Source organism: Nocardia sp. NPDC004260 (assembly GCF_053603155.1).
This window is the reverse complement of the sequence record NZ_JBSGEZ010000043.1, coordinates 44,942-68,843: the sequence shown is the minus strand read 5'-3', so window position 1 is coordinate 68,843 and position 23,902 is coordinate 44,942. Positions and strand designations below refer to the sequence as shown.

At 68.7% G+C, this 23,902-nt stretch carries 19 protein-coding genes; 7 read left to right on the top strand and 12 right to left on the bottom strand.

What is annotated here, in order from left to right; translation table 11 throughout:
• Positions 1–273: 273 nt before the first annotated feature.
• The 5 genes from ACWEO7_RS24015 to ACWEO7_RS23995 form a co-directional block, all read right to left on the bottom strand.
• Positions 274–3,621, bottom strand: coding sequence for an arabinosyltransferase domain-containing protein (locus ACWEO7_RS24015; RefSeq protein ID WP_452426252.1), 3,348 nt, complete (start codon positions 3,619–3,621; stop codon positions 274–276).
• Between the two features lie 11 nt (positions 3,622–3,632).
• On the bottom strand, positions 3,633–5,531 hold the full coding sequence (locus ACWEO7_RS24010; protein WP_452426250.1) for a glycosyl transferase: 1,899 nt from the start codon (positions 5,529–5,531) through the stop codon (positions 3,633–3,635).
• A 102-nt stretch (positions 5,532–5,633) separates the two neighbouring features.
• Positions 5,634–7,574 (bottom strand): galactan 5-O-arabinofuranosyltransferase, encoded by a 1,941-nt coding sequence (locus tag ACWEO7_RS24005; protein ID WP_452426263.1) that lies wholly within the window; start codon positions 7,572–7,574, stop codon positions 5,634–5,636.
• Between the two features lie 221 nt (positions 7,575–7,795).
• Entirely contained in the window at positions 7,796–8,557 is a 762-nt protein-coding gene (locus tag ACWEO7_RS24000; RefSeq protein ID WP_039794313.1) for a decaprenylphospho-beta-D-erythro-pentofuranosid-2-ulose 2-reductase, read from the bottom strand.
• The gene (locus ACWEO7_RS23995; RefSeq protein WP_450025103.1) at positions 8,554–10,041 is read right to left on the bottom strand and encodes an FAD-binding protein; all 1,488 of its coding nucleotides are present in this window, start codon (positions 10,039–10,041) and stop codon (positions 8,554–8,556) included. Before ACWEO7_RS23995 ends, ACWEO7_RS24000 begins: the two co-directional genes overlap by 4 nt.
• 119 nt (positions 10,042–10,160) lie before the next feature.
• On the opposite strand from ACWEO7_RS23995, the gene ACWEO7_RS23990 reads away from it, so the two are divergent.
• Complete coding sequence (locus tag ACWEO7_RS23990; protein WP_450025105.1) at positions 10,161–10,616, top strand: GtrA family protein; 456 nt, start codon at positions 10,161–10,163, stop codon at positions 10,614–10,616.
• Position 10,617: 1 nt separating this feature from the next.
• Here ACWEO7_RS23990 and ACWEO7_RS23985 read toward each other — a convergent pair whose 3' ends face one another.
• Entirely contained in the window at positions 10,618–11,445 is an 828-nt protein-coding gene (locus tag ACWEO7_RS23985; protein WP_452426248.1) for an alpha/beta fold hydrolase, read from the bottom strand.
• A 192-nt stretch (positions 11,446–11,637) separates the two neighbouring features.
• On the opposite strand from ACWEO7_RS23985, the gene ACWEO7_RS23980 reads away from it, so the two are divergent.
• Both ACWEO7_RS23980 and ACWEO7_RS23975 read left to right on the top strand, forming a co-directional pair.
• Positions 11,638–12,573 (top strand): AraC family transcriptional regulator, encoded by a 936-nt coding sequence (locus tag ACWEO7_RS23980; RefSeq protein WP_452426246.1) that lies wholly within the window; start codon positions 11,638–11,640, stop codon positions 12,571–12,573.
• A gap of 170 nt (positions 12,574–12,743) precedes the next feature.
• Positions 12,744–13,184, top strand: a complete 441-nt coding sequence (locus tag ACWEO7_RS23975; RefSeq protein WP_452426244.1) for a MarR family winged helix-turn-helix transcriptional regulator — start codon at positions 12,744–12,746, stop codon at positions 13,182–13,184.
• A 69-nt stretch (positions 13,185–13,253) separates the two neighbouring features.
• On the opposite strand, the gene ACWEO7_RS23970 is transcribed toward ACWEO7_RS23975, so the two are convergent.
• The 3 genes from ACWEO7_RS23970 to ACWEO7_RS23960 all read right to left on the bottom strand — a co-directional run bounded on the left by ACWEO7_RS23970 (position 13,254) and on the right by ACWEO7_RS23960 (position 17,012).
• Positions 13,254–13,886: a pyridoxamine 5'-phosphate oxidase family protein gene (locus ACWEO7_RS23970; protein WP_452426243.1), complete on the bottom strand. Its 633-nt coding sequence runs from the start codon at positions 13,884–13,886 to the stop codon at positions 13,254–13,256.
• A gap of 231 nt (positions 13,887–14,117) precedes the next feature.
• Positions 14,118–16,304, bottom strand: coding sequence for a molybdopterin-dependent oxidoreductase (locus ACWEO7_RS23965; protein ID WP_452426241.1), 2,187 nt, complete (start codon positions 16,302–16,304; stop codon positions 14,118–14,120).
• Between the two features lie 189 nt (positions 16,305–16,493).
• Positions 16,494–17,012: a hypothetical protein gene (locus ACWEO7_RS23960; protein ID WP_450025117.1), complete on the bottom strand. Its 519-nt coding sequence runs from the start codon at positions 17,010–17,012 to the stop codon at positions 16,494–16,496.
• Between the two features lie 324 nt (positions 17,013–17,336).
• Between ACWEO7_RS23960 and ACWEO7_RS23955 the strand changes: the two genes are divergently transcribed.
• Together ACWEO7_RS23955 and ACWEO7_RS23950 are read left to right on the top strand one after the other, a co-directional pair.
• A complete protein-coding gene (locus tag ACWEO7_RS23955; RefSeq protein WP_452426239.1) occupies positions 17,337–17,900 on the top strand; it encodes a DUF4282 domain-containing protein in 564 nt (187 codons plus the stop codon).
• A gap of 203 nt (positions 17,901–18,103) precedes the next feature.
• Complete coding sequence (locus tag ACWEO7_RS23950) at positions 18,104–18,979, top strand: helix-turn-helix domain-containing protein (protein ID WP_452426238.1); 876 nt, start codon at positions 18,104–18,106, stop codon at positions 18,977–18,979.
• Between the two features lie 24 nt (positions 18,980–19,003).
• On the opposite strand, the gene ACWEO7_RS23945 is transcribed toward ACWEO7_RS23950, so the two are convergent.
• Positions 19,004–19,432, bottom strand: coding sequence for a MarR family winged helix-turn-helix transcriptional regulator (locus ACWEO7_RS23945; protein WP_452426236.1), 429 nt, complete (start codon positions 19,430–19,432; stop codon positions 19,004–19,006).
• Positions 19,433–19,517: 85 nt separating this feature from the next.
• Here ACWEO7_RS23945 and ACWEO7_RS23940 point away from each other — a divergent pair, with 85 nt between their 5' ends.
• Positions 19,518–20,984, top strand: a complete 1,467-nt coding sequence (locus tag ACWEO7_RS23940) for an MFS transporter (protein WP_452426234.1) — start codon at positions 19,518–19,520, stop codon at positions 20,982–20,984.
• A gap of 105 nt (positions 20,985–21,089) precedes the next feature.
• On the opposite strand, the gene ACWEO7_RS23935 is transcribed toward ACWEO7_RS23940, so the two are convergent.
• Together ACWEO7_RS23935 and rfbA are read right to left on the bottom strand one after the other, a co-directional pair.
• Positions 21,090–21,638, bottom strand: a complete 549-nt coding sequence (locus ACWEO7_RS23935; protein ID WP_452426261.1) for a dTDP-4-dehydrorhamnose 3,5-epimerase family protein — start codon at positions 21,636–21,638, stop codon at positions 21,090–21,092.
• 2 nt (positions 21,639–21,640) lie between these two features.
• Positions 21,641–22,513 (bottom strand): glucose-1-phosphate thymidylyltransferase RfbA, encoded by an 873-nt coding sequence (rfbA, locus tag ACWEO7_RS23930; protein WP_452426232.1) that lies wholly within the window; start codon positions 22,511–22,513, stop codon positions 21,641–21,643.
• 225 nt (positions 22,514–22,738) lie between these two features.
• On the opposite strand from rfbA, the gene ACWEO7_RS23925 reads away from it, so the two are divergent.
• A complete protein-coding gene (locus ACWEO7_RS23925) occupies positions 22,739–23,728 on the top strand; it encodes an alpha/beta hydrolase (RefSeq protein WP_452426231.1) in 990 nt (329 codons plus the stop codon).
• Positions 23,729–23,902: the final 174 nt, after the last annotated feature.

Below are 23,902 nucleotides of genomic sequence, written 5' to 3'. Positions count from 1 at the left end.
GGGCGACATCGACCGAAACACCTACAAGATTGAGATCGACGTCACCATCAACACCAGTTGACACCAGCCCGACCAGCCTATGTGAGCGGCATTGAAACTAACCCTCCGCGTAGCGGCGACCCACCCCCTCACCGCCGCCCGAGAAGCCCAATCCCGCCTATCGCTCGGCGGCCTACGCGGCCGCATCGTCCTCACCCCGTGACACCCTCCACGAGTGGCACACGGCTGCGGCGAATCGCGAGAAGCCCGCTGCACCATGTGCCACTCGCGGAGTCAGCGGATGCGGATGGGGTCGTCGGTGGAGAGGCCGGTGCGGGTTCGGGTTGTGGTGGTGATGGGGGCAGGAATGGCGGTGGGGTCGTAGGGGGTGAAGCGTTCGAGGGAGCCCCAGTCGCGAGCCCAGTCGCGGTCGAGGTATGCGGGGACGGTTTGGGATTTCAGCAGCAGGCCGGTCCAGCCGAGTGGGCCACCGCCGATGTCGTCTTGCCAGGCGTTCGAGGCGTCGGAGCCGACCCGGTCGGGCAGAATGCGCCACTGCGGAATCTCGCCCACGCCGTCCTTGTGGTCGAACGGCCGCTGGCACGGGAAGGCGAGGCCGACGTGCCAGTCGAGTAACACGGGAGCCTGCGATCCGACCACGGAATTGAGCGTGGCCAGCTTGGGCAGCCGGGGCGGGGTGACGGCCAGCCACTGCTTGGGCGTGATGTCGTTGTCGATCGCGACCAGCCGCACCGCGTTCACTTCCGCAGGCAGCCGGTCCAGCGGCACCCGCAGGTTGCGCCAGGACGGCGCGGGGCCGATGTCCAGTGGATCGATCGAGCCGAGCGTGCGCACCTCGCCGTCCGCGCCACGGACGCCGTACTCCAGGTGCAGTTCCTGTCCGTAGGTGAGCACACCGTCGGCGTCCACGGAGCGGATCCGGCCCGCCGCGGTGATCGCGAGCACCTGGTAGGCGGGGTCGTTGCGCATGCTGTCGGTCAGGTCGAGCCGGTACCACTGGGTGGTCAGCTTCGCCTGCTGTTGCTCGCCCTCCTGGTAGCTACCCAGCACCGGGGTTCTCGCCGGGTCGAGACCGAACGGCAGCGCGACGGTGCTGCCGTTGATGCCCGCCTGCTCGGTGGTGCCGCCGCCGGTGCCCGCACCGGTGGTGTTGGTGGTCTTGTTCTCCGAATCCTTGTCCACGGAGTTCGCGCCGCCGGTGACCGTCTCCTCCGCGTCCGCGGTGAGGTCACGCGCCACCCCGTTCGGGGTGAATCCCTTGTTCTGCGCGGCCAAGCCGTCCGCGGGCGAACCGGTGAAGGGCCGCAGCAGCGAATCGGCGGTGTCGGTCTCGACGAGCACTTCGTTCGCCAGCGCGCACGAATCCCCGCCGACCGATTGCACGTTCGACTTGGTGATCGAGTACGCGGGGTACTGCGTGGCCGCGGCTTTGGCGAGCGAGGCGACCTCGAAGATCACCAGCAGCGCGGCGGCCACGGTCAGCGGCGCGGAGGCCCACCGGTCGAATCGACGTGGCGCTCCGGCCCTCGCACGCCGGTACGGCTCGCGGTAGTGCTGCCATATCGCGACCAGCAGCGCGAGGACACTGAGCCCGAGGAACAACGTGGACAGCCCCTTGCCCGCGATCAACGGCGCCTTGTCCCACCACGGAACACCGTAGCTGGACACGTACCACCACCCGTTCGAGCCGGTGAAGGTCACGGCGAGCAGGAAGAGCACGGCGGCGGCGAACAGCGCGCGGTTGCGCGGCGAGCGAATACCGGTGGTGCCCACCGCGACCGCCGCGAGCGCGGCCAGCGATCCGGCCAGTCCGGCGTACACGCCGAAGTGGTGCGTCCACTTGGTGGGGGTGAACATCATCAGGAACAGCGATGCGAACACGATGCCGAGAATGCGCACCGAGGGGCCGCGCGAGGTGCCCGGAATCCGGCCCTTACGCAGTACTTGCAGTACGCACACGAGCAGGCACAGCAGCATCACCAGCACGCCGAACCGCCGCGCCAGCGAACCGTCCGGCGAGAGCATGAGCAACGAGTCCCAGCGGGTGCGCTCGTCGAACCACGCGACGTTCGGGCCGACGATCGTGCGCACCCGGGTGGCTTCCAGCACCGTCGCCAAGGTCTGGTCGGCGAAGATCACCACCAGCACCAGCGTGCCCGCGGCGAGGCCGGGGGCGACCAGCGCGGCGAACCGGAACACCGCGCCCGCCCGGGACGGCTCGCGCACCTTCGCGGGGGCGTTCACCGCGGCCGCGGCTTCGGCGGAACCGGCGGCGGCCGCGTCGGCGTCGGGCCCGGTCCGGGCCGGGACGGCGCCGCGAGCGCGCTTGATGATGATCAGCAGCACCGGCCGTGAACCGGCGATCAGCGCCGCGATGCAGATCAGTCCGGTGGGGCCCGCCGCGAGGGAGAACGCGGCGATCAGGACGGCCACCGCGGCGGGCAGCAGCCGTCCGGTCGCGATGGCGCGCTCGATCGAGCACCAGGTGAGCAGCGCGCCCGCCGCGATCAGCGGTTCGGGGCGCAGGCCGTTGTCGTAGGGCAGCCAGAACGCGAGGAAGACCAGGCCCGCCGTCCACAGCGCCACTTTGTTGCTGCGCACCCGCGCGCCCAGGCGCGGCAGCACCTCGCGGCTGATCACCAGCCAGCAGATCACGCCCGCCAGCAGCGTGGGCAGTCGCATCCAGAGGCTGGCGTCGGAGACCCGCGACATCCACGCCAGCACCTCGTACGACCACCCGAACGGGGCCTCGGGGACCGCGAACCACCGGTAGTAGTTCGCCATGTAGCCCGCGTGCCCGGAGACGCGCGCCATGTTCAGGATGTAGCCGTCGTCGGAGGTGTTCGCCCCGATGACGTGCCACAGCGCCAGCGTGCCCAGCACGACGCCGTCCGCGGGGGTGACCCGCCACCAGTGCGCGGGCAGGAACCGGCGCGGTCGGCGCCCGTCGGCGGTGTCCAGCAGATGCAGTGCGACGAGTGCGATCAGCGTGAACACGGCGGCGGCGATCATGGCGGCCAGCTTCAGCGGCGTCGGCGTGGAGGAGAAACGCGAGTCGATGTCCGCGTGCACCTGCGCTCCGGCGAGCCGATCGGCCTTCAGATCGGTGAACACGCCCACCAGCTGCGGCCGGATGTCCCGGCCGACCGTGGACCGGAACGGCGTGCCGTCCTGCCGTGTGACGCCGGTGAGTTCAGCGGTCGTCGCGGCGGCGGTCGACTCCACGCGGAGCGTCGCGCAGGACCCGACCTCGGCCAGCGGCGCGGACAACAGCGGGATGTCGCGTTGCACTACCGAGAGGACGCCGTCGGCGACCGAGACCACCAGGCCCTTGGTCGCCGCCCGCCCGGAGGCCACGGGGGCGGTGGACAGCAGCGTGCCGCCCGATCCCAGCTCGCCTGTCAGCGAGCAGGGCAGCGTCGCACTGAACCGCAGCGGCTCGTAGGACACCAGCGGCGCCGCCACGCTCCCGGCGCCGGACTCGGGCCAGTCCAGGCTCGCCCGATCCTGCCGCACCGGCAGCAGCGGGGTCAGCAAGGCCAGCAGGAATCCGAGAAGCCCGGAGAGGAGGGCGATCAAGCGGATACGGGTGAACGCTGGAGAAGATCGGTCCGGTCGCACGGTGGTTGATGCTAGCTACCGCCCGGTGTGATGCCGACTGCCCCCGACGCGCGCAGCGTATGAACGTCCCACAGCCAGACGTCCTCGACCCGCGTCGGCGTGAATCCGAGCAGCTGGGTCACGGTCTCCCGCAACACCTCGCCGTTCTTCGTCGCGGGCAGCACCAAGACGTCGGCTTGCCAGAACCGCAGGTCCTCCAGCGCACGGGTACGCACGCCCGCGTCGATCGGCGGCACCACTCCGGTGTCCTGCGCCTGGACCAGCAGAGCGGTGGTCGGACGGGCCTCGGGACCGTAGATGCCTTTCTTGCCGGTACCGGTCGGGCCGACGAAGTAGCCGCCCGCCAGCGGGAAGGTGAAACCGGCGTCGGCCTGCCAACGTAGCGCCCGTGCGTCGGGTGGCCGGGGCGGCGGCACCAGGACCACCGATCCGTCGCCGACGTAGCGGCGGACGGCGCCGTCGGCGAAGAAGTCCGGTGTCGGCGGTCGCTCGACCACCGGCAGGATGGTCGGAATCAGCGGCAGCAGCGCACCGGTGAGCGCCGCGAACCAGGCCAGCGGCTTCCAGTCCACCGCCGATTGCGTCCATGTCCCCACCGCGCGGTCGCTGGCCAGCGCGAGCACCACCGCGATGGCCGGGATCGCGGCCATGCTCATCCTGCTCTCCAGCACGGTGTTCAACAGCGGAACATGTTCGGCCCAGCGCCACGGCATATCGATGCCGGTCGGCTGTTTTCCGATCGTGGCGACCGCGCCCAGCGACAGCAGGCCGAAGACCGCGATCACCACGCCCGCGGCCCGCACCACGCGTTCGCGCCACAGCATTCCCACCGTGAACACGACCAGCAGCAGCAGCGGCCAGCCGAAGTACGCGTTCTGCTCGGTCGGGTTGATCGCCACGTTCGCGCCGGGCGCGAACACGCCGCCCAGCGATTCGGACGGGAACTGCACCAGCGCTTCGAGGTCGTTGCCCATCGGGCCGTGGTCGATCGATCGATAGCTCTGCGGGCCGAAGAATTGCCACCACAGCGGAATCTCGGCGAGTGCCGACGTGATCACCGTGGCCAGCGCGAAAGTAGGGGCGACCGCTCGCGTCACGCGCAGCGCGGTGCGCGGAGCATGCGCGTAATACACGATCCCGAACAGGCCGAACGCGAGGGCGAAGATCAACAGCGGTTCCTCGCCGAGCGCGATCTGCGTCGCGACCAGAAGTCCGAGAACGGCGGCATCCCGTACCCGCCCGCCCGGCCGTTCCCGTTCCGCCGCGGCCGCTCGCCGCGCCATCCGGATCAGCAGGCCCGCGATGATCGGAAGCAACAGCAGTACGACGAAATTCGGGTGCGCGTTGGCGTGCGAGATCATTCCGGGCGCGAATCCGCAGAACAGTCCGCCGATCACCGCCGCGACCCGGGACTGGACGAGCTCGCGGACGAACAGGCGATACCAGGCGAACGCCGTTCCGGCCAGACCGAGGGTGAGCACGAGTACGAACGTGACGGTCGGCCCGAAAAGCAAGGTGACCGGTGTCAGCGGCACGCCGACACCGAACATGGCCGTGTTGGCCATCATGTTCACCCCGGCCGGGAAATTCTGCAGATCGGTGCCGAGCGGGTTGTGCAGGGCGGCCACCGAGTGCGCGGTGACGGCGAAGAACCACTCCCACATCGTCTGGTCCTGACCGCTCTTGATCAGGTATCCGTTGTCGGTATCGCGCCACTGGCCCGACAGCACCGTCGCGGCCAGCGCCAGGTAACCGGCGCATACGAGCAGATCGGCGAGCGGAAGTCGGGACAGCCGCCGGGTACGCGCGGGAGTGGTGAGCACTCCGGTCGCCGTCGCCTCTTTCGTCGCGATCGCGACCGTCGCCGATTCCGCCGGTAGGTCGGTCTCGACGTCTTGTGCCTGTGTCACCTGCGCATCACTCCTCGCCAGCGCGCTCCGTCGCAACCACGCTGTGCGTGGACCGACAAACGAGAGGGGTATCCACTGCGCGCGAGTTCAACCGCCGCGATTTCAGCGGTGGACGGTGACCAGCGTGAACGGTCCGATGTCCGTGGTGGTGAAACGCGGGTCGGCGAACAGTTCCTTGGGGAAGCTCACCGAATAGCGCGCCACGTTCGGGTCGTTCGGGTAGACGTCCTTGGCCAGCCGCAGCGTGTAGGTGTCGCCGCTGCGCCGGAACAGAAACGCGTCGGGCGCGCGCCACGGGCTGGCCGCCAGCGCGTCGAGCAACTCCTGCGGCGTCTTCAGCTTGCTCCAGCGGTCGATGGTCGCCGCACGGCCCGCGAAGTCGGCGAGCGGGTTGGCGTAGTGGGAGGTGAGCGCCTGGAAGCCGAAGTAGGGATAGAAGGAAAGGAAGCTGGTGTCGGCGGTGAGTACCACCGTGTCCGAGCGGGGGCGGCCGGTCTGCGCGGTGAGCGCCGCATCCACTTCGTCATAGAAAGACACGGCCGACACAGGCCGTTGGTCGGCTCGCTTTCCGTCTCCGTCGGTGTCCGTGTAGGCAGTCGTGATCTCCGGAGTCAGCACGTGCGGGATGTCTTGGGCGAACGCCAACGCGCCGATCGTCGCGACGACGATCGCCACCAGCCGGAACCGGGCGGGCTCGTTCAACGCCTGGTAGATCGCCCGCGCGCCCTCCACGAACCCGAACGCGCCCGCGACCGACAGCAACACCAACAGCACCGGCTCCAGACGGAACGACAGCAACGTGGTGCCCGCCGCGGTGGCGGCCATGGACAGCAGCGCCCACAGATAGATCGCCGCCACCCCGATGCCCAGCGCCTGCGCTCGTCGCGACGACGCGCCGCGCAGCACCAGCCAGATGATGCCGATCAGACACAACGCCCCGAGCAGGGAGAACTGGAACATCGGCAACGGCAGTTCCGCTCCCGCTTCCGGCAGATAGTGCTGGGCGGTCCCGGAACTCGCCGTCGCGCTGCGCAGCGCCTTCGCCAGGTACGGCGCCCACACGACGAGCGCGACCAGCCCGGCGATCACCGCGATCACCACGAGCCGCACCAGCGGCGCCGCCGCCGCGCGCCACGCGGGACGGGTCGGCCCGGTCGCCGCGCGGGCGCGGTGCGGACGGTCGGCGCGCTGTGCACGCACCGCGAGGAAAGCCGCCACCAGACCCATCAGGGCCACCGCGAAGGCCGCCGCGAGGAAGTAGAGCGTGTAGAACGTGGCCGCCCAGCCGAGGAACAGCCCGGTGCCGACGACCGCGCCCCAGCCACCGGCCGTGCGATGCTCCTCCGTCGATCGCAGGTCATCCAGCGGGCGATACAGCGCCCCCCAGGCGAGCACCAGCGCGGGCGGCAGCAGCAGCACGATGACGGCGCTGTAGGCCTCGGGCGCGGCGTAGGCCAGGGTGACCGCCGTGCTCGCCGCCGCGACGCCTACCGCCCAGTCCGCGCGGATCAGCTTCGACCACAACACCAGCGCGACCACCGCGGCCACGGCGAGGAACGTGATCGCGTACGGCTTGAATACTTCCCAGCCGTCCATCCCGAGCAGACTGGCCACCCGCCCGCCGATCCAGAACCAGCCCGCGGGGTAGAACGACGGCAGATCCGCGTACGTCATGTCGCGCAGCGCGGCGGAATCGGTGAGCCGGGTGAGGAACTCGGTGCGGAACTCCTGATCCACCGAGACGCCGAACAGATACAGCTTCGTCGCCGCCAGCGGCATGCCGAGCGTGAACGTGACGAACGTCGAAAGACCCACCCAGGACAGCAGTTTCGCGATCCGGGGCCACTTGCGCAGCCGCAGCAGCGCGATCGCGACCGCGAGCACGACCGCGGCGCCGACCTGCCCGACCGTGGTCAGCGCACGCGTCACGTTGGAGGAGTTGAACGCGGGCCACTGCACCAGCGAGAACGCGACGAGCCCGACGACGGCCACCACGGCGGCGACCACCGCGGCGAGCGCGGCCTCGCCGACGCCGGAGGCGATCTGCCGCGCTACGAGTGACCCGCGCCCCGGCGCGGGGGCCGGATCGACGGGACGCGGCGGCGCTTCGTCCGCCGCGGTCACCGTGCTCAACGGACCGCTCCGCGCTCGTCGCACTGGATTACTCGCATGGCGCCTCCGGGTTCACAGGGTCACTCCGTCAGACGATAGGTGCCCGCGCGATCACTGATCGCGCGGGCACGATGTCCGAACTCGGTCGCCGATCAGATCGGCAGTCTGCGGAAGATCGAGCGCGGGATGTGCCGCAGCACCATCATCACGTAGCGGAAGGTTCCCGGCGCCCAGACCAGTTCCTTCCCGCGCTGCGATGCCGCGACCGCCAGCGCTGCGACGTCTTCCTTGTCGACGGTGAGCGGAGCCTCTTTGACGTGCGCGGAGAACTGGGTCCGCACCATGCCGGGCCGGATCACCAGTACGCGCGGGCCGTGCGGCCGCAGCGCTTCGCCGAGCCCGAGGTAGAAGCCGTCCAGACCGGCTTTGGTCGATCCGTAGACGAAGTTCGAGCGGCGCACCCGCTCACCGGCGACGGAGGACATCGCGATGATCCGGCCGAAGCCCTGCGCCTTCATCTTCTCGCCGACCAGCACGCCGACGGAGACCGCGGCGGTGTAGTTGATCTGGGCGACTCGCACGGCCTTGGCCTGGTTCTGCCACAGCTCTTCGGGATCGCCGTCGAGGGCGAAGGCGACGATCGCGACGTCCACGTCGCCCGCGTCCCAGGCGGCGTCGATCACCTTGGCGTGCCCATCGGTGTCGAGCGCGTCGAAGTCGATGACGTCGACCTGGCTCGCGCCCGCGGCCTTCATCTGAGCGACCGCGCCCTCGCGCAGCGGATCACCGGGCAGCGCCGCGAGGGTGATGCGCGCGGGCCCCTTCTTCAGGTACTCCGCGCAGATTGCCAAGCCGATCTCCGACGTGCCACCCAGCAGCAGAATCGACTGCGGGTTACCAACGGCATTGATCACTGCAGCTCCAGCCTTCTCGCCATATCGGACATGAAAACGCCTGTGGGGTCGACGCTACGGCGGACCTTGATCCACTCGTCGATCCGGGGATACATCTTGTGGAAGGTCTCGGCGGTGGTCCGCGAGTCCTTCGCGGTGTACAGCCGCCCGCCGAACTCCAGCACGCGCCGGTCCAGCTCGCCGACCAGCTCGTTGAGACCGGGCTTGATCGGGAAGTCGACGCAGATGTTCCAGCCCGGCATCGGGAAGCTCAGCGGAGCCTGGTTGCCCGGGCCGAACAGCTTGAACACGTTCAGCGCCGAGTAGTGCCCGGAGGCCTGGATGTCGACGATGATCCGCTTGAACTCCTCGACCGCCTCGGTCGGCACCACGAACTGGTACTGGAGGAAGCCGTTGGAGCCGTAGCCGCGGTTCCACTCCGCGATCATGTCCAGCGGGTGGTAGAACTGCGTCAGGTTCTGCACCTTGCCGGTGTAGTTGCCGCCCATCCGGTAGTAGGCCTCGCCGATGGACATCAGCGTCAGCTTGTTCATCGTCCAGTTCGGGAAGATGTCCGGGACGGTCATCAGCTGCGGCGCGTCGAACTTCAGCGGCTTGCTGCGCAGCCGCTTGGGCAGCTCGTCGAGCTTCGCCAGCCTGCCCCGGGTGATCGTGGCCCGGCCCAGCTTGGGCAGCGGGCTGATCACGTCGAACCAGGCGCTCGAATAGGTGTAGTTGGCCTCGCTGCCGTCGCTGTGCGCGGCGATGGTCTCGTCGAGGGTCGTGGTCTTCACGCCGTCGTTGAGGAAGTAGGCCGTCTCCGTCGGCACCATCTCGATGGTGGCGCGCAGGATGATGCCGGTGAGCCCGTTGCCGCCGACGGTCGCCCAGAACAGCTTGGCGTTGCGCTTCGGCGTGATGTGCTGCACCTGCCCGTCGGCGGTGAGCAGATCGATCGAGCGCACGTGATTGCCGAAGCTGCCCTCGCTGTGGTGGTTCTTGCCGTGGATGTCGGAGGCGATCGCGCCGCCGATGGTCACCTGGCGGGTGCCCGGGAGCACCGGGACCCAGAGGCCGAACGGCAGCGCGGCCTTCATGAGCTGGTCCAGGCTGACGCCGCCGTCCACGTCCACGATGCGGGTGTCGCGGTCGATCCGGTGGATGTTGTTCAGCGCGGTCATGTCGACGACCAGACCGCCCGCGTTCTGCGCGTGGTCGCCGTAGGAGCGGCCGAGGCCGCGCGCGATCACGCCGCGCCGCAGGTGGGCGGGCTTGCTGTCGTTGTCCTCGGCGACCATGGCGACTGCCTTGGCGATCAGTTCGGGATCGCTGGTCGAGAGGACTTCGGAGGAGGTGGGTGCGGTGCGACCCCACCCGGTCAACGTGCGGGTGCGCGTCGGAAGAGTGAACGCGGTGCCCGCGGCCGGGCCGTCGTTCGCGACGCCGGCGCCTTTGTCGTTCCCGGTTGTCTTGGTGGCGGTCGGAGCTTTCGTGGACATCGGCATAGAGGCTACAGGTATGACGGCAGATGGGGACGCGGTCGCTCTACCCATGGGTAGTGACGAACACGTCGGTTTAGAACCGAAATGAGTGCCCCACCCGGTCCGGCGCTACGCTCGTCGGCGTGCAAGCCGAACCCCAACTGCCGCTTCCGGCCGAGTTGCCCCTGGTCGACGAGCCCGGCGGCACCGAGGTCGACCTCAAGACACAGATCATCCGGTTCACCCTCACCGGCGGGTTCTCGGCCGTCGTCGACTACGGGCTCTACAGCCTGCTGCTGAACCTGGTCGGTCTTCCGGTCGGCGTCGCCAAGTCGATCAGCTTCGTGGCGGGCACCACAACGGCTTACCTGATCAACCGCCGCTGGACCTTCCAGGCTCCGCCCAGCCGCACCCGCTTCCTGGCGGTCGTCGCGCTCTACGCCCTCACCTTCGCGGTGCAGGTGGGCATCAACAACCTGCTCTACTTCACCCTGCCGGGCGAGTGGTGGCGCCAGCCGCTTGCCTTCGTCGTCGCCCAGGGCACCGCGACCGTCATCAACTTCATCGTCCAACGCTTGGTGATCTTCAAGCTCCGCTGAGCTATCCGCTCGTCGCGGCGTGGTCGGCCAGGAAGGCGCCGACCAGACGATTCACTTCGGCGGGGACCTCCGCGGCCGCGAGGTGCGCGGCTCCGTCGAGGACCACGAGCCGCGAGCCGGGGATGGCGTCGGCCATCACCTCGAGTTCGGGCACGGGGAAGGTACGGTCCTCGCGTCCTCCGATGACCAGCGTGGGGCAGGTGATCGAGGAGAAGAGTTCCCGCTGGTCCGGGCGGTCGGTCACCACGGATCGGACGGCGTGCACGAGCGACGCCGGATCATTGCGGCGGGCGACGTCGAGAACCTGTCGGACGACCTTCGGGCGCGTGCGTTCGGTCGTCGGACCGAGAAATGCCCGGACCACCGATCCGGTGAGCGGCGGGCGGATCCCGCCGAGTATTCGGACCGCCATCAGGAGCATCCGGTACTGCGCCCGCTGAGCGAGCGGGGCCGATGACGCCGTGCCGTTCATCAGGATCGCGGATTCGACGCGGTCAGGGAATGTGGCGGCGAAGGTGCCGCCGATCATGGCGCCCCAGGAGTTCCCGAGGAAATGGGTCCTCGGTAGTTCCAGCTGATCGAGGATGTCGACGACACACGCCGCGCACTCGCCGAAGGTGAAGGGTCGTTCGAGGCGGCTGGACCGCCCGTGCCCGGGCGGGTCGACCGCGATGGTCAGGAAATCCCGGGCCAAATGGTCCACTTGGGCGTCCCAGAGGGCGGCGTCCATGAGAAGGCTCGGCCACATCACGATCGGATCGCCGCTGCCGGTCAGGACGACGCGCAGCAACCCCAGCCGAGTCTGTAGATGAATATGCCTGCGGTCCATGACTGTTGCTCATTCCTTGCAGTGAGCGGGCGGGCCGATCTGCGTCGCACGTTCCCGCACACGGTGAAACGCCCGTGTCCTGGTCTGTGATCTGTACGATCGGGACTCACGTTAGGTGTGGACCGCTGCGCGCTCGACCTGATCCGTGCACGGGTCTGACGGAAACGCGCACGTCGGTCTGGGAGGTTGCTGGTGTCGGTCGCCGAGCCGTATTTCGTGGGGCGGGTCGATACCGGCGCGGTCCTGCCCCGGGAGTCGGCCGATCTCTGGGCTGAGCACGTCGGTCGTAATCAGGGCACCTTGCAGTGCCGTTTCGCCAGTCCGTCGTCGTTCCGTGGCGCCATGGCCGTGCAGCGATACGCGGGCTATCAGCTGATCGACTTCTGGTCGGACAGCATCGTCTATTCCAGAACTCGTGCGGATATCCGGCGGGACGGCGATGAGGGTCTGCGGGTGACCATCCCGACCGACGGAGAAGTGCGGCTCCGACAGGATGACGCCACCGCCCAGGTGTTGCCGGGGCACGGCGCGGTCGTCACCAAGTCGCGTCCCGTCGACTTCGGCCAGCCCCTGGCCGCGCGCGGGTGGGTGATGAACGTCCCGGCGGGCGCTCTGCCGCTCGAAGTCGGCGCGGGACCTGCGCTGATCGACCTGCGCGAGGGCTTGGGCTCGGTCGTAGCAGGCCTGATCAGCGAGCTCGGAAGGCAGCGTGCGACTGTCGACGGTCCCGAGTTCGCCGCCGCCTGTGACACGATCATCGATCTGCTCCGCCTCTGCCTGCGCCGCCGCGCCGCGATGCCGAACGTGCTGGCCACGGTGGACACCGCGGTGCGCGACTACGTGCTCCGGCACGCCGACGATCCCGATCTGACTCCGATCGAGATCGCACGAAGCCTCGGCTGGTCACTGCGCCAGGTCCAACTGGCCTTGCATCACACCGGTACGACACCGAGCGAGCTGATCCGCGGCGCGCGGCTCGACCGCGCCCACCGCCGCCTGCGCGAATCTCCCTCCAACCGCACGGTGGCCGAAATCGCCTACGCCAGCGGCTTCCGCTCCCTCAGCGCCTTCGGCTCCGCGTTCAAGGCACGATTCGGGGTCACCCCGCAGGACGTACGGCCTCGTTGACGGCGTCCGACGGCCGGCGATTCTCAGATCCGCGGCGATGGTGAGGAACTCCGCGCGTGGGTGGCATCCACTGAGGGCCCGTAATCGTTCCGGGGCGAAACAGGCCGCCGCCCTGACGTTCGAGTCGGTGAGTGATTAATTGGCTCGGCCAACGATGTATGGTGGCTGTTGTGGAGGAGACACCCGCGCGCCTGGCCGCGAAGCCGAGTTGGCTGGTCACCCAGTTGGCCGTGCACGCCCATCGGTTGGCGTCCGACAGCTTCGGCGAGGTGGGTGCGCGTGGGTACCACTACCGCATTCTGGCCGCGCTGGACGAGTTCGGGGCGGCGAGCCAGGCCGAACTCGGGCGCCGGTGCAACATGGACCGCAGCGACGTGGTGGCGGCGATCAACGAACTGGCCGACCAGGGTTTCGTCGAGCGGACGCCGGATCCGGACGACCGGAGGCGCAATATCGTGACCCGCACCGAGGCGGGCGAGGGGCAACTGCGGCGCATGGATCAAGCGCTCGAGAAGGTGCAAGACGACCTGCTCGGACCGCTATCGGCCGAGGACAGAAACGATCTGACCCGCCTGCTCACCCGCCTGCTCGCGCACCATCAGCGGGGTTGACGGGCCTGGTCCACGCTGGCGGCGCCCGGCACACGTCGCGGCAGCCGGTGATCCGCCGCGCCACGCCCTTCAGGAGCGGCTGATCACCGTGTCGGCCAGCTCGCTTTTCTCCGCCTTCGCCCCGAAGTAGTCGCCGCCTTTGGCGCGAATGCTGTCGGTGCCCCACTCGCGTTGTTCGCGCGGGGCGGGGATCAGGTGTGGGATGTGCTTGCGGCAGTGGATGTATGCCTCTTCCACATCGACCACCACCCACTGCTCCGCGGCGCGGCCTTTGTGGTTGACGGGCAGATCGGGCACGGTGGTGCGAAGTGCCGGGTCGGAGACGATGCGGGCCGAGCCGTTGATGTGCAGTCCGATGAGGTCGCGCACGAAATCGATGAGCAGAATCCCGACGTGCGGATTCTCCAGGATATTGCCGAGACTCGCCATGACGCCGTTGCCGCGGTATTCCGGATAGGCGATCGTGCGGTCGTCGATCACATGGAGGAAACCGGGTTGTCCGGCGCGGAAACTCGAGTCGCATTCACCGTGTTCGTCGGCTGTGGCGATGAACGCCATATCCATCCGGCCGATGAAATCTATCATCGCCGGATTGAGCCGGTCGAGCACCTGATCGTCGTAGAAGCGCTGTGCTCGGTCTTCTGTTCCGTACCGTTCTTGCAGCTCACGCTCTCCGTCGCTGCCACTGTGTCCACCGGGCATCGCAGCCCCCTCCGGTCGCCGGAATGCGGGTTACACCAGGCTCGACGTTGAACCGCGGTCGTCTCGAGATCGCATCCACTTCGGATGCGGCCCGCGCGGCAAAACGTCGAAATCCCCGTCGAGAATGCCCCTGATTCGGCTGCGGCGCAAGTATTCCAACGGTTGGCTACAAGCCGACCGGCCGGAACAATGTCCGGCCGGTCGGGATTTGCGGGATCGGTTGGAGAGATGTCAGGCCGGAGTCAGTGTCACCGGAACGCCGTTGAACACGGCGTTGCCGGAGGGCGCGTCGACCACCGAATCATCGGTGAGCACATTGGCATTGACGCCCGCGTGCGTGCGGGCCACGGTCTGCGCGCTGTCGGCGTGGCCCCATCCGTGCGGCAGGCTGACCACCCCGGGCATGATGGCGTCGGTCGGCTCCAGCGGGACCGTCAGCGTTCCGGCGGCCGATTTCACCACCGCCTCGTCACCCAGCCCCAGTCGCTCCACATCGGCCGGATTGATATGCAGCGTGCACCGATTCGATCCGCTCACCAGCGTCGGGATGTTGTGCATCCAGCTGTTGTTCGACCGTAGCTGCCGCCGTCCGATCAGTACGATCTCCGGCGCGGCGTCGGCCAGGCGCGCCCGCATCCGCGCCACGTCGTCCAGCAGCGGCTGCGGGGCCAGGTCCACCCGCCCGCTCGCCGTACGCAGCGCGCCCGGCAGGCGCGGCTGCAACGGACCCAGGTCGATACCGTGCGGGTTGTCCAACAGCACTTGCAGATTGAGTGTGCCGCCGTTCCATTCGCCGTACGGCCCGAGGCGCAGCATCAGGTCGATGCGCTGCTCGGTGCTGTTCGCACCGATCAGATCGCCGCGCCGCTCGGGGAAACCGGCCTTGTGCAGCATCCCCGCGATGACGAGTTCGTCCACCGCGGTGAGCGGATCGATCCCGTCGGAGCCGTCATGCGGCCTGCCGGTCACCGCGGCGGCTAGGCGAGCCAGGACGGCGGGTTCGGAAGGCCGGTCACCCAGCGGCACCAGCGGGCGCGAGTAGCGCGTGTAGTTGCGCACGGCGAATTGCAGCAGCGCGAAGTCGTAGTGCGGGGACTGCGTCGGACGCGGGGGAGGCAGGATCACATCCGCGTGCCTGGTGGTCTCGTTCACGTACCGGTCCACGCTGACCATGAACTCGAGCTGGGCGAACGCCTCGTCCAGGCGCGCGCCGCTCGGCGCGGACAGCACCGGATTGCCCGCGACCGTCACCAGGGCACGGATCTGCCCTTCGCCCGGGGTGGTGATCTCGTCGGCGAGCGTCGCGACGGGCAGCTCGCCCATCGCCTCGGGCAGCCCGCGGACTCGACTGGTCCAGCGCCCGGGGCGGAACGGCTTGGTGCGGGGGATGCCGCCGGCCGCGGCGGTGGCGAACATCGCGCCGCCGGGGGAGTCGAGGTTGCCGGTGAGCGCGTTGATCGCATCGACGAGCCACTGCGTGATGGTGCCGAATTCGGCGGTGCACGTGCCGATACGGGCGTACACCGCGGCGGTCGGCGCCGCCGCGAGCTCACGGGCGAGCCGCACGACCGTGGACGCCGGTACGCCGGTGCGGGCGGCGACCGTCTCTGGGTCGAATACGGCGGCGGCCGTGCGCAATTCGTCCAGGCCGGTCACCTCGACGCGCAGATCGGTCAATTGCTCGGCGAAGAGCGTGTGCACGATGCCGAACAACAGGTACGCATCGCTGCCCGGCCGGATGAACAGGTGCTCGTCGGCGAGTTTCGCGGTGCGGGTGACCCGCGGATCGACCACCACGAAGCGGCCGCCTCTGCCACGCAGCGCCTTCAGCCTGCCCGGGAAATCCGGTGCGGTGCACAGCGAACCGTTCGATTCCAGCGGATTGGCCCCCAGCATCAGCAGGTAATCGGTGCGGTCGAGGTCGGGCACCGGCACGGTGAGCGGGTCGCCGAACATCAGCCCACTGGCCACCTGCTTGGGCATCTGATCGGCGGTGCTGGCGGAGTAGATGTTCTTGGTGCCCAGCGCGCGTAGCAGCGCCGGTACGTACAGCGCGCCCGCCACGGTGTGCGCGTTGGGATTGCCCAAGTAGGCCGCCGCCGACTGGGTTCCGTGCTCGGCCACGACGGCGGGGAACCGCTCGGCGATGTAATCGAAGGCTTCGTCCCAGGTCACGGTGCGCCAGGCACCGGTAGCGCGGTCACGAACCAGCGGGTCGGTCACCCGGTCCTGGTCCTCGTCGAGATGACCGAAGCTGGCTCCCTTGGGGCAGATAAAGCCCTTGCTGAAGGGATCGCTGCGGTCGCCGCGGACCGAGGTCACGTGGTCGTCGGGATCCAGGGTGATTTCCAGGCCGCAGACCGCCTCACAGAGCGGGCAGGTCCGCAGCAGATTGCGCGATTGCGTGATCGGGGCCATACCCCATCTTTGCGTTCGACTGTGGAACTGAAAAGACAACGCTTGATATCGGCGACGCCGAACGACCGGTACCCGGCAGCGCTCCGGGGTGGGGATCCGGAGCGCCGGGACGGATACCGGTCGCAAACAGGCCGGGTAGCGCGGCCCCGGCCCGCGATCAGCAGGTGAACTCGCTCAGGGGTGCGTTGCTCAGCAGGCGATGGTCAGCTTGGCGCGGCGCGACGCGGTGGCGGCGCGCACGGCCGCGGCGATCGCGACGACCGGCGGAACCCAGCGGGCTTCACCGGGCGCGACGCCCCAGCAGGCCGAACCGGCCGAGAGGTGGGTGGGCGGCAGCGGGATGCCCGCGCCGTCGGTGTACACGGTCGCTCCGGCCTCGCGCAGCGCCTCGAGCGCCATCGCGGCCTTGCGGACGCCCGTGACCAGGTGGATCTCGCGACGCTCCGTGCCCGGGATCTCGATAACCGCACCCGACAGGTTGTTCGCCCGCAGGAAGCGGCGGACCTCGCCGGCCAGTTCGCCGGTGACCTCGATGCCGGACAGGTCGTCGTCGGTGATCAGGCTCAGACCGTTGGCCGTTTCGGCGACCGTCCACCCGCGCTGGTTGTAGTCCTGCGCAGCGGCGGTCAGCTCGGCCGCCGTGACGGAAGTCGGAAACGTGGTGCGCACTGTCTTCTCCATTCCCCGGTAGATCTCTGGGTCCTGCATTCATGGGTCGTATCGGCGGGGGACGCCGTGGGCGTTACGGGTTCTCCGAAAGAATTTCCGGAGTGTCGCCTACGTCTCATTTCCGGAGGGTTCGTCCGTGTATCGCCGGGCATCCCGAGGTGGCTCGCCATGACTGCCACGCAGCTACTTTCGGCCGTGGACCTGGCCACTCGCTGCGCCGGAGCTGTGAGATCGCTGTGGGGCGGGCTTGATGGGTGTTGCGGGTGCGAAAACATACCGGTGGCGTGCGTTTCCGGCTGGATCCGCCCGCCCCGGACAGGGAGGATTCTCGGCATGAGCGTCAGGCTCGGAGGAGGACCCGGCATGAGTGACGAAGCCAACGGACCCGGCGCGCCCGTGGACGCCGACGAGTACGAGGCCGAATCGCGCTGGATCACGTGGAAAGAATCGGCGGCCGAGCGGTTCTCCAGGTCCGCTCCCGACGATGAGCAGCCCGCCGAGCCGTTCCGCAGCCCGCGCGCGTTCGCGCAGTGGAGCGCCGCGGCCGCGCGCGCCCTGCTCGACGTGCAGTTCCACCGCCCGGCCACCCGCACTCTCTTGCCGCTGGCCTACATCCTGGGACTGGTGTTCGCCTTCGCCGTGCCCATCACGGTGACGGTATCGGCGTGGCGGGTGTCCGCGGTGCTCGGCGTGCTCGCCGCGGTGCTGGGCGTGCCGCTCGGCCTGACCATCGCCGCCGCCGTGCGCCTGATGCTCGAGTTCCTGGTGAACGCCTCGCGTCTGGCGACCAGGGTGGAGCACATCAGCGAGTTGGCCGACGACCTGTTCCAGGCGTTGTCGGACGTGGCCGAGCCGGTCAACCAGCTGTCCGAAGACGTTCGGGCGGTGCAATTCTGGCGCTTCCGCAAGCGAAACCCGCGCAGGTAGGGGCGAAATCGCGTCGTACGGAAGTAGTTCGACTCGCAGGAGCCACCGGCCTAGCTGAGACACGCGCCGTGACCGCTGCGAGCTTCGCTGTGAACAATGCTGTTCGGATACCCGGCATCCACCTCGGGTGTCCAAGGGCGTGCCGCGTCGCAGACCGAGGATGGTTCACGGTGCGGGCGGTGTATGGCGAACAGGGGGCAAGCATGGCTTTACCGCAGGGAACGACCGGATCGACCATGCCGCGGCGGCAGCTCGGCAGGCATTTGCGTGATCTGCGCAACCGGGCCGGGATGACCACGCGGGTGGCCGCGCAGCAGCTGGAGTGGTCGGAGGCGAAGATCTGGCGGATCGAGACCGGCCAGACCTCGCTGCGCGGCCTCGACGTCGAGGCGATGTGCAAGGTCTACGGCGCGCCGCCCGACCTGCTCGAACCGCTGCGCGCGTTGGCGCGCGACACGAAGGCCAAGGGCTGGTGGACCACCTACGGCGACGTGATCGCGGAGGGCTTCGACGTCTATATCGGCCTGGAAGAGGCGGCCACCAGGCTGTCCACTTATGAGAACGAACTCCTCCCCGGCCTGCTGCAAACCGAGGGCTACACCCGCGCGCTGTGCACGGCGGCGCACCCGGAGTTGGCCGAGCACGAGATCGACCGCCGGGTGCGCTTGCGCCAGGCCCGGCAGACCCTGGTCACCCGGGCCGACGCGCCGCTGCGGCTGGACGCGCTGATCGATGAGGCGGTGCTGCGACGGCGCATCGGCGGCCCGGCGGTGACCGCCGAGCAACTCGACCATCTGCTCCGCATGGCGCAGCTGCCGAACGTCCGGATCCGGCTGGTGCCCGCGGATTGCGGCTATCACGACGGCATGGCGTCGGGTCGTTTCGTGCTGTTGGAGTTCGCCGAGGCGGGTTCCGGCGAGCGTCCGGAACCGCCGGTGGTCTACCTGGAGACGTTCACCGGACCCGTCTACGTGGACAAGGAGCACGAGATCGCGCGCTTCCGAGCGGCGTTCGCGAGCATCGAGGCGGCGACGATCGACGCGCGTGCGCGCATCGAGGACGCACGGAAAGCGCTCTGAGTAAAACGCTTCAGCCCGCGCTGATCAGCACTTCGGCGGCCCCGGCAATTCCCAGGTGTCGTTCAATACCGCCCGGTGGGTGGGCAGGGCCCGGTCGTAGACCTCACGGCCCTTCTCGGTGAGGCAGACGAACACGGCGCGGCGGTCTTCGGCACACATGGTGCGCTGGACGAGGCCGTCGCGCTCCAGCCGTGCCACGGCCCGCGACAGCGCGCTCTGGCTGAGGTAGATGTCGTTGGCGAGGTCGCTCATCCGGTAGTCGCCACAGTTCGCGTCGATCAGCCGGTCCAGCGTCTCGAATTCGCTGAGCCCGATGTGATGACCGTTCTGGAGCGCTTTCTCGAGCGCACAACTCACCGCCGCGTGCCGGTCGAGCAGCTCGCGCCACTCTCCAACCAGCCCGGCCGGCGCGGGAGCGCGCCGGGCTGTGCTCACGGTGGTCGGCTTCGACATGGCCCCATCTTAGTGGGCACGGCATGTCCATGCAACCGCATTAAATGTGTTGGCATTTAATGCGTGCGCATGTAATGTTCCCCGCATGACTTCACCAGCAACGCTCTCGGCCGCTCAGGCGAGCGATCCGACCAGATGGTCAGCCCGGCTCTGGGGCATGCTGATCACGCTGTGCATCGTGTTGTTCCTCGACGGTCTCGACGTCTCGATGATCGGCGTCGCGCTGCCGTCCATCGGCACGGAACTCGATCTGTCCACCTCGACCCTGCAATGGCTGGTCAGCGGTTACGTCCTCGGGTACGGCGGTCTGCTGCTGCTCGGCGGCCGCACCGCCGACCTGCTCGGGCGGCGCAAGGTCTTCCTGGTCGCGCTCGCCGTCTTCGCGGTCGCCTCGCTGGCAGGCGGTCTGGTCAGCTCCGGTCCGCTGCTGATCCTCACCCGCTTCGTCAAGGGCCTCGCCGCCGCGTTCACCGCACCGACCGGCCTGTCGATCATCACCACCAACTTCGCCGAGGGCCCCGCCCGCAACAAGGCGCTGTCCATCTACACGGTGTTCGGCGCGGGCGGCTACTCCATGGGCCTGCTGTTCGGCGGTCTGATGACCGGCGTCGGCTGGCGCTGGACGTTCCTGCTCCCGGTGCCGATCGCGCTCGCCGCGCTGGCCGCGGCCTACGTGCTGGTGCCGAAGGACAAGCCGGCCGAGGAAGGCGGACACGACCTGTTCGGGGCGCTGCTGTCCACCGCCGCCATGCTGCTGCTGGTCTACACCGTGGTCGCCGCGCCGGAGGCCGGGTGGGCGTCCGCGCGCACCATCGGTTCGTTCGTCGCGGTCGCCGCGCTGTTCGCCGGATTCGTCGCGGTGGAGAAGCGGGTGCGCTACCCGCTGGTGCGCCTCGGGATCCTGCGCAAGTCCTCGCTGGTCCGGGCCAGTCTCGCGATCGTGGCGGTGGCGGGCTCCTACTTCAGCTGGCAGTTCATCGTGACCCTGTACATGCAGGACACTCTCGACTGGTCTCCGCTGAAGCTGGCCATGGCGCTGCTGCCGGTCGGTCTGCTGGTCGTGCTGTCGGCCTTCTTCTCCGACCGACTCGTCGATCGTTTCGGCACCGGGCCGGTGATCGCGGTGACCATGACCGTGATGGCCGTCGGTTACCTGCTGTTCCTGCGGTTGGACACCGCGCCCTCCTACCTGACCATGCTGCTGCCCGCGGTGCTGCTCATCGGCATCGGGTGGGTCGGCTTCCCCGCCATCAACATTCAGGCCACCAACGGCATCGATGACGAGGAGCAGGGTCTCGCCGCAGGCGTGCTGCAGACGTCCATGCAGGTCGGCGCGGCCATCGTGCTCGCGGTGACCACGGCGATCATCGCCTCCGGCGCACACGCCGACATCTCGGCCGCCGGCATGCTCGACACCTACCGTCCCGGTCTGGAGTTCGCCGCGGGCGTATCCATCGTCGGCGCGCTGGTCGCCCTGCTGGCCTTCGTGCCGCGATTCCGCGGCCGGGAGCAGGCGGCGGATGAGCAGAAGGAACTGCAACTCGTCGGCTGACCGCCGCACCATCCGTCGAGTGCCGTCACCCGCACCGGGTGACGGCGCTCGATGCCGTGTACCGACTCCGGAGCGCCCCTGCGTCCGGCCGCTCCTTCGTTCGGATCACGAGAACGGCGGGGCCGCTGTGTCTTTCGCGGAGCGGACGAACGTGAGTTCCCGCCCGTCGCGCCCCACCCGCGGCCACTCGATGCCGAGCGTGGGATCGAACGCGTCGATATCGTGGTCGAACTCCGGCTGATACTCCAGGGAGCACAGATACGTGACCGTCGAGCCGTCCTCCAGCGAGAGGATCGCGTGGCCGAGCCCTTCGGACAGGAACACCGAGCGCCGGTCGACGTCGTCGAGCAGCACGCTGTCCCAGCGGCCATAGGTCGGCGAGCCGGGGCGCAGGTCGACCACCACGTCGAGGAAGGCGCCGCGCACGCAGGTCACGTACTTGGCCTGTCCGGGCGGGTCCTCGGTGTAGTGGATCCCGCGCAGCACCCCTGCGGCCGACACCGAGCAGTTGACCTGCCGCAGGTCGAACGGCCGCCCGGTCACCTTCTCGAACTCCGAGGCCTTGAACCCCTCGAGGAACGTGCCGCGACTGTCGCCGTGCTGGCGCGGCGTGATCACCCACGCGCCCGGCACCGCGAGTTCCCGGAACTCCATGCTCACCAGTCCCGTCCGCGTTCGAGCAGATCGAGCAGGTAGCGGCCGTAGCCGGAGCGGACCAGCGGCTCGGCCAGCGCGCACAACCGCTCGTCATCGATGAAGCCCATCCGCCAGGCCACCTCCTCGGGGACGCCGATCTTGAGGCCCTGCCGTTCCTCGATGGTGCGTACGTAATTGGCGGCGTCGAGCAGGGAATCGAAGGTACCGGTATCCAGCCAGGCGGTACCGCGGGCGAGCACGTCCACGCTCAGACGATCCTGTTCCAAGTAGGCGCGATTGATGTCGGTGATCTCGTACTCGCCGCGGGCGGACGGACGCAGCGACCGGGCGATCTCCACCACGTCGTTGTCGTAGAAGTACAGCCCTGGAATGGCGTAGTTCGACCGCGGCGTCTTGGGCTTCTCCTCGATGGACACCGCGCGTCCCTCGGTGAACTCCACCACGCCGTAGGCGGTCGGGTCGGACACCCAGTAGGCGAACACCGCGCCGCCGTCGATTCCGTGGAAGCGATTGAGGCTGGTGCCGAGGCCGGGGCCGTGAAAGATATTGTCGCCGAGCACCAGTGCGGCGCAATCGCCGCCGATGTGGTCGGCGCCGAGGACGAAGGCCTTGGCCAGGCCGTCCGGCTCCGGCTGGACCACGTAGCTCAGGGACAGCCCGAACTGCGTGCCGTCGCCCAGCAGCCGCCGGAACGCCGTCGCGTCCTCGGGCGTGGTGATCACCAAGATGTCCCTGATCCCCGCGAGCATCAGCGTGGAGAGGGGGTAGTAGACCATGGGTTTGTCGTAGACCGGGACCAGCTGCTTGCTCACCCCGCGCGTGATCGGGTGCAACCGGGAGCCGGTGCCGCCCGCCAGAATGATTCCGCGCATGCCTTGGAGTCTGCCAGTTTCGCGGCTCCGGGATTCGATGAGGTTCCGAGTAGTCCTCGATTCGGTTACGGGCGTTTCGCCGCGGCGGGCTTCGAGCGATTCTGTTGCGTAGGTCACGATGCGCATGGTGTTCTGAAAAGACACTGTGTGAGATGTCAGCGCCGACAGCTCGCCTGGGCACGGTCCGGTCGTGATTCGGCGCGCCAGTTGTGAGGTAGGTGCGCGATGTCGACCAGAGACGGCGAGCCCGGTGCGGTGATGAATCCGAAGGGTCCCAGCGCGCAATCGCGTCTGCTGCTGGCCACTTGCATGGGCGTGGTCCGCCCGGTGCTGCGAACCCTCCCGGTGACGAGGACGACCATCCCGGTCGGCGCGGCCACCGTCGAGGGGTTGGCGCGGCTGCGTCCTCGACCGCAGGGGATCGATCGAGAGCAGGTGTCGCTGCACGGCATCCGCCTGGAGATCATCCGCCCGGCCGGTGCGTCGCGTGCGTTGCGCCACGGCGCGGTGCTGTACATGCACGGCGGTGGCTTCGCGATCTGCAGCACCCGTAGTCACCGCCCGGTCGCGGCGAGCCTGGCCCGCCGCACCGGCCTGCCCGTGATCAACGTCGAGTACCGCCAGTTGCCCCGGACGCGGATCAGCGATTCGGTGGGGGACTGCCTCGCGGCCTATCGCTGGCTGCTGCGCCATGGCGCGGATCCAGGGCGGATCATCTTCGCGGGTGATTCGGCGGGCGGATACCTCACCTTCGCGACCGCCCTGCTGGCACTGGAGTCGGGGCTGCCCGCACCGGCCGGGTTGGTCGGCTTGAGCGCGCTGCTCGACCTGGACTACGCGGCGAAGCGGGACTACGTGAACGTCGCGCGCGATCCGTATATCCCGCTCTCGGCGCTGGAAGCGGTGGTGCGCATCGGCGCGGAGGTCGACGGGACGCTGGATCCGAGCCTGTCGCCGGTCAACGCGGTGCTGTCCGCGCTTCCGCCCGTGCTGCTGGTCGCCGCCGAGGACGAGGTGCTGCGCTTCGATGCCGAGTTGATGGCGCAGCGGCTCACCGCGGCGGGCGTGCCGAACGCCTTGGAATTGTGGCGCGGCCAGGTCCACGCCTTCATGAGCATCGCGCCGAATCTGCCGGAGAGCAGGGCGGCGCTGGCGCGGGTCGCGCGGTTCGTGCGGGCCAGGATCGAAGGGGACCAGCGGGCTCGGACGGCGTAACCGGTCGGGCCCTGCCCAGGCGAGCCCCGCCCCGCATCAGACGGGACGGGGCTCGCGTCTGTGCGGGGCGGTGCGCCGCTTCGGGCGAAATTATTTCCGAATCGAAGTTATCTATCCTTGATAACTGAGGTCACGACGTCGCAATCTTCGTTCTTCACATTTTGTTCAGGATTA

Bases quoted from the DNA above. Each gene is read 5' to 3' on its own strand.
- ACWEO7_RS23970 (WP_452426243.1), bottom strand. From the start codon at position 13,886: ATGCCCGGTGGACACAGTGGCAGCGACGGAGAGCGTGAGCTGCAAGAA.
- ACWEO7_RS23985 (WP_452426248.1), bottom strand. From the start codon at position 11,445: ATGGACCGCAGGCATATTCATCTACAGACTCGGCTGGGGTTGCTGCGC.
- ACWEO7_RS23950 (WP_452426238.1), top strand. From the start codon at position 18,104: ATGGCTTTACCGCAGGGAACGACCGGATCGACCATGCCGCGGCGGCAG.
- ACWEO7_RS23935 (WP_452426261.1), bottom strand. From the start codon at position 21,638: ATGGAGTTCCGGGAACTCGCGGTGCCGGGCGCGTGGGTGATCACGCCG.
- ACWEO7_RS23960 (WP_450025117.1), bottom strand. From the start codon at position 17,012: ATGCAGGACCCAGAGATCTACCGGGGAATGGAGAAGACAGTGCGCACC.
- ACWEO7_RS23995 (WP_450025103.1), bottom strand. From the start codon at position 10,041: ATGCCGATGTCCACGAAAGCTCCGACCGCCACCAAGACAACCGGGAAC.
- ACWEO7_RS23925 (WP_452426231.1), top strand. From the start codon at position 22,739: ATGTCGACCAGAGACGGCGAGCCCGGTGCGGTGATGAATCCGAAGGGT.
- ACWEO7_RS23965 (WP_452426241.1), bottom strand. From the start codon at position 16,304: ATGGCCCCGATCACGCAATCGCGCAATCTGCTGCGGACCTGCCCGCTC.
- rfbA (WP_452426232.1), bottom strand. From the start codon at position 22,513: ATGCGCGGAATCATTCTGGCGGGCGGCACCGGCTCCCGGTTGCACCCG.
- ACWEO7_RS23940 (WP_452426234.1), top strand. From the start codon at position 19,518: ATGACTTCACCAGCAACGCTCTCGGCCGCTCAGGCGAGCGATCCGACC.
- ACWEO7_RS23945 (WP_452426236.1), bottom strand. From the start codon at position 19,432: ATGTCGAAGCCGACCACCGTGAGCACAGCCCGGCGCGCTCCCGCGCCG.
- ACWEO7_RS23955 (WP_452426239.1), top strand. From the start codon at position 17,337: ATGAGTGACGAAGCCAACGGACCCGGCGCGCCCGTGGACGCCGACGAG.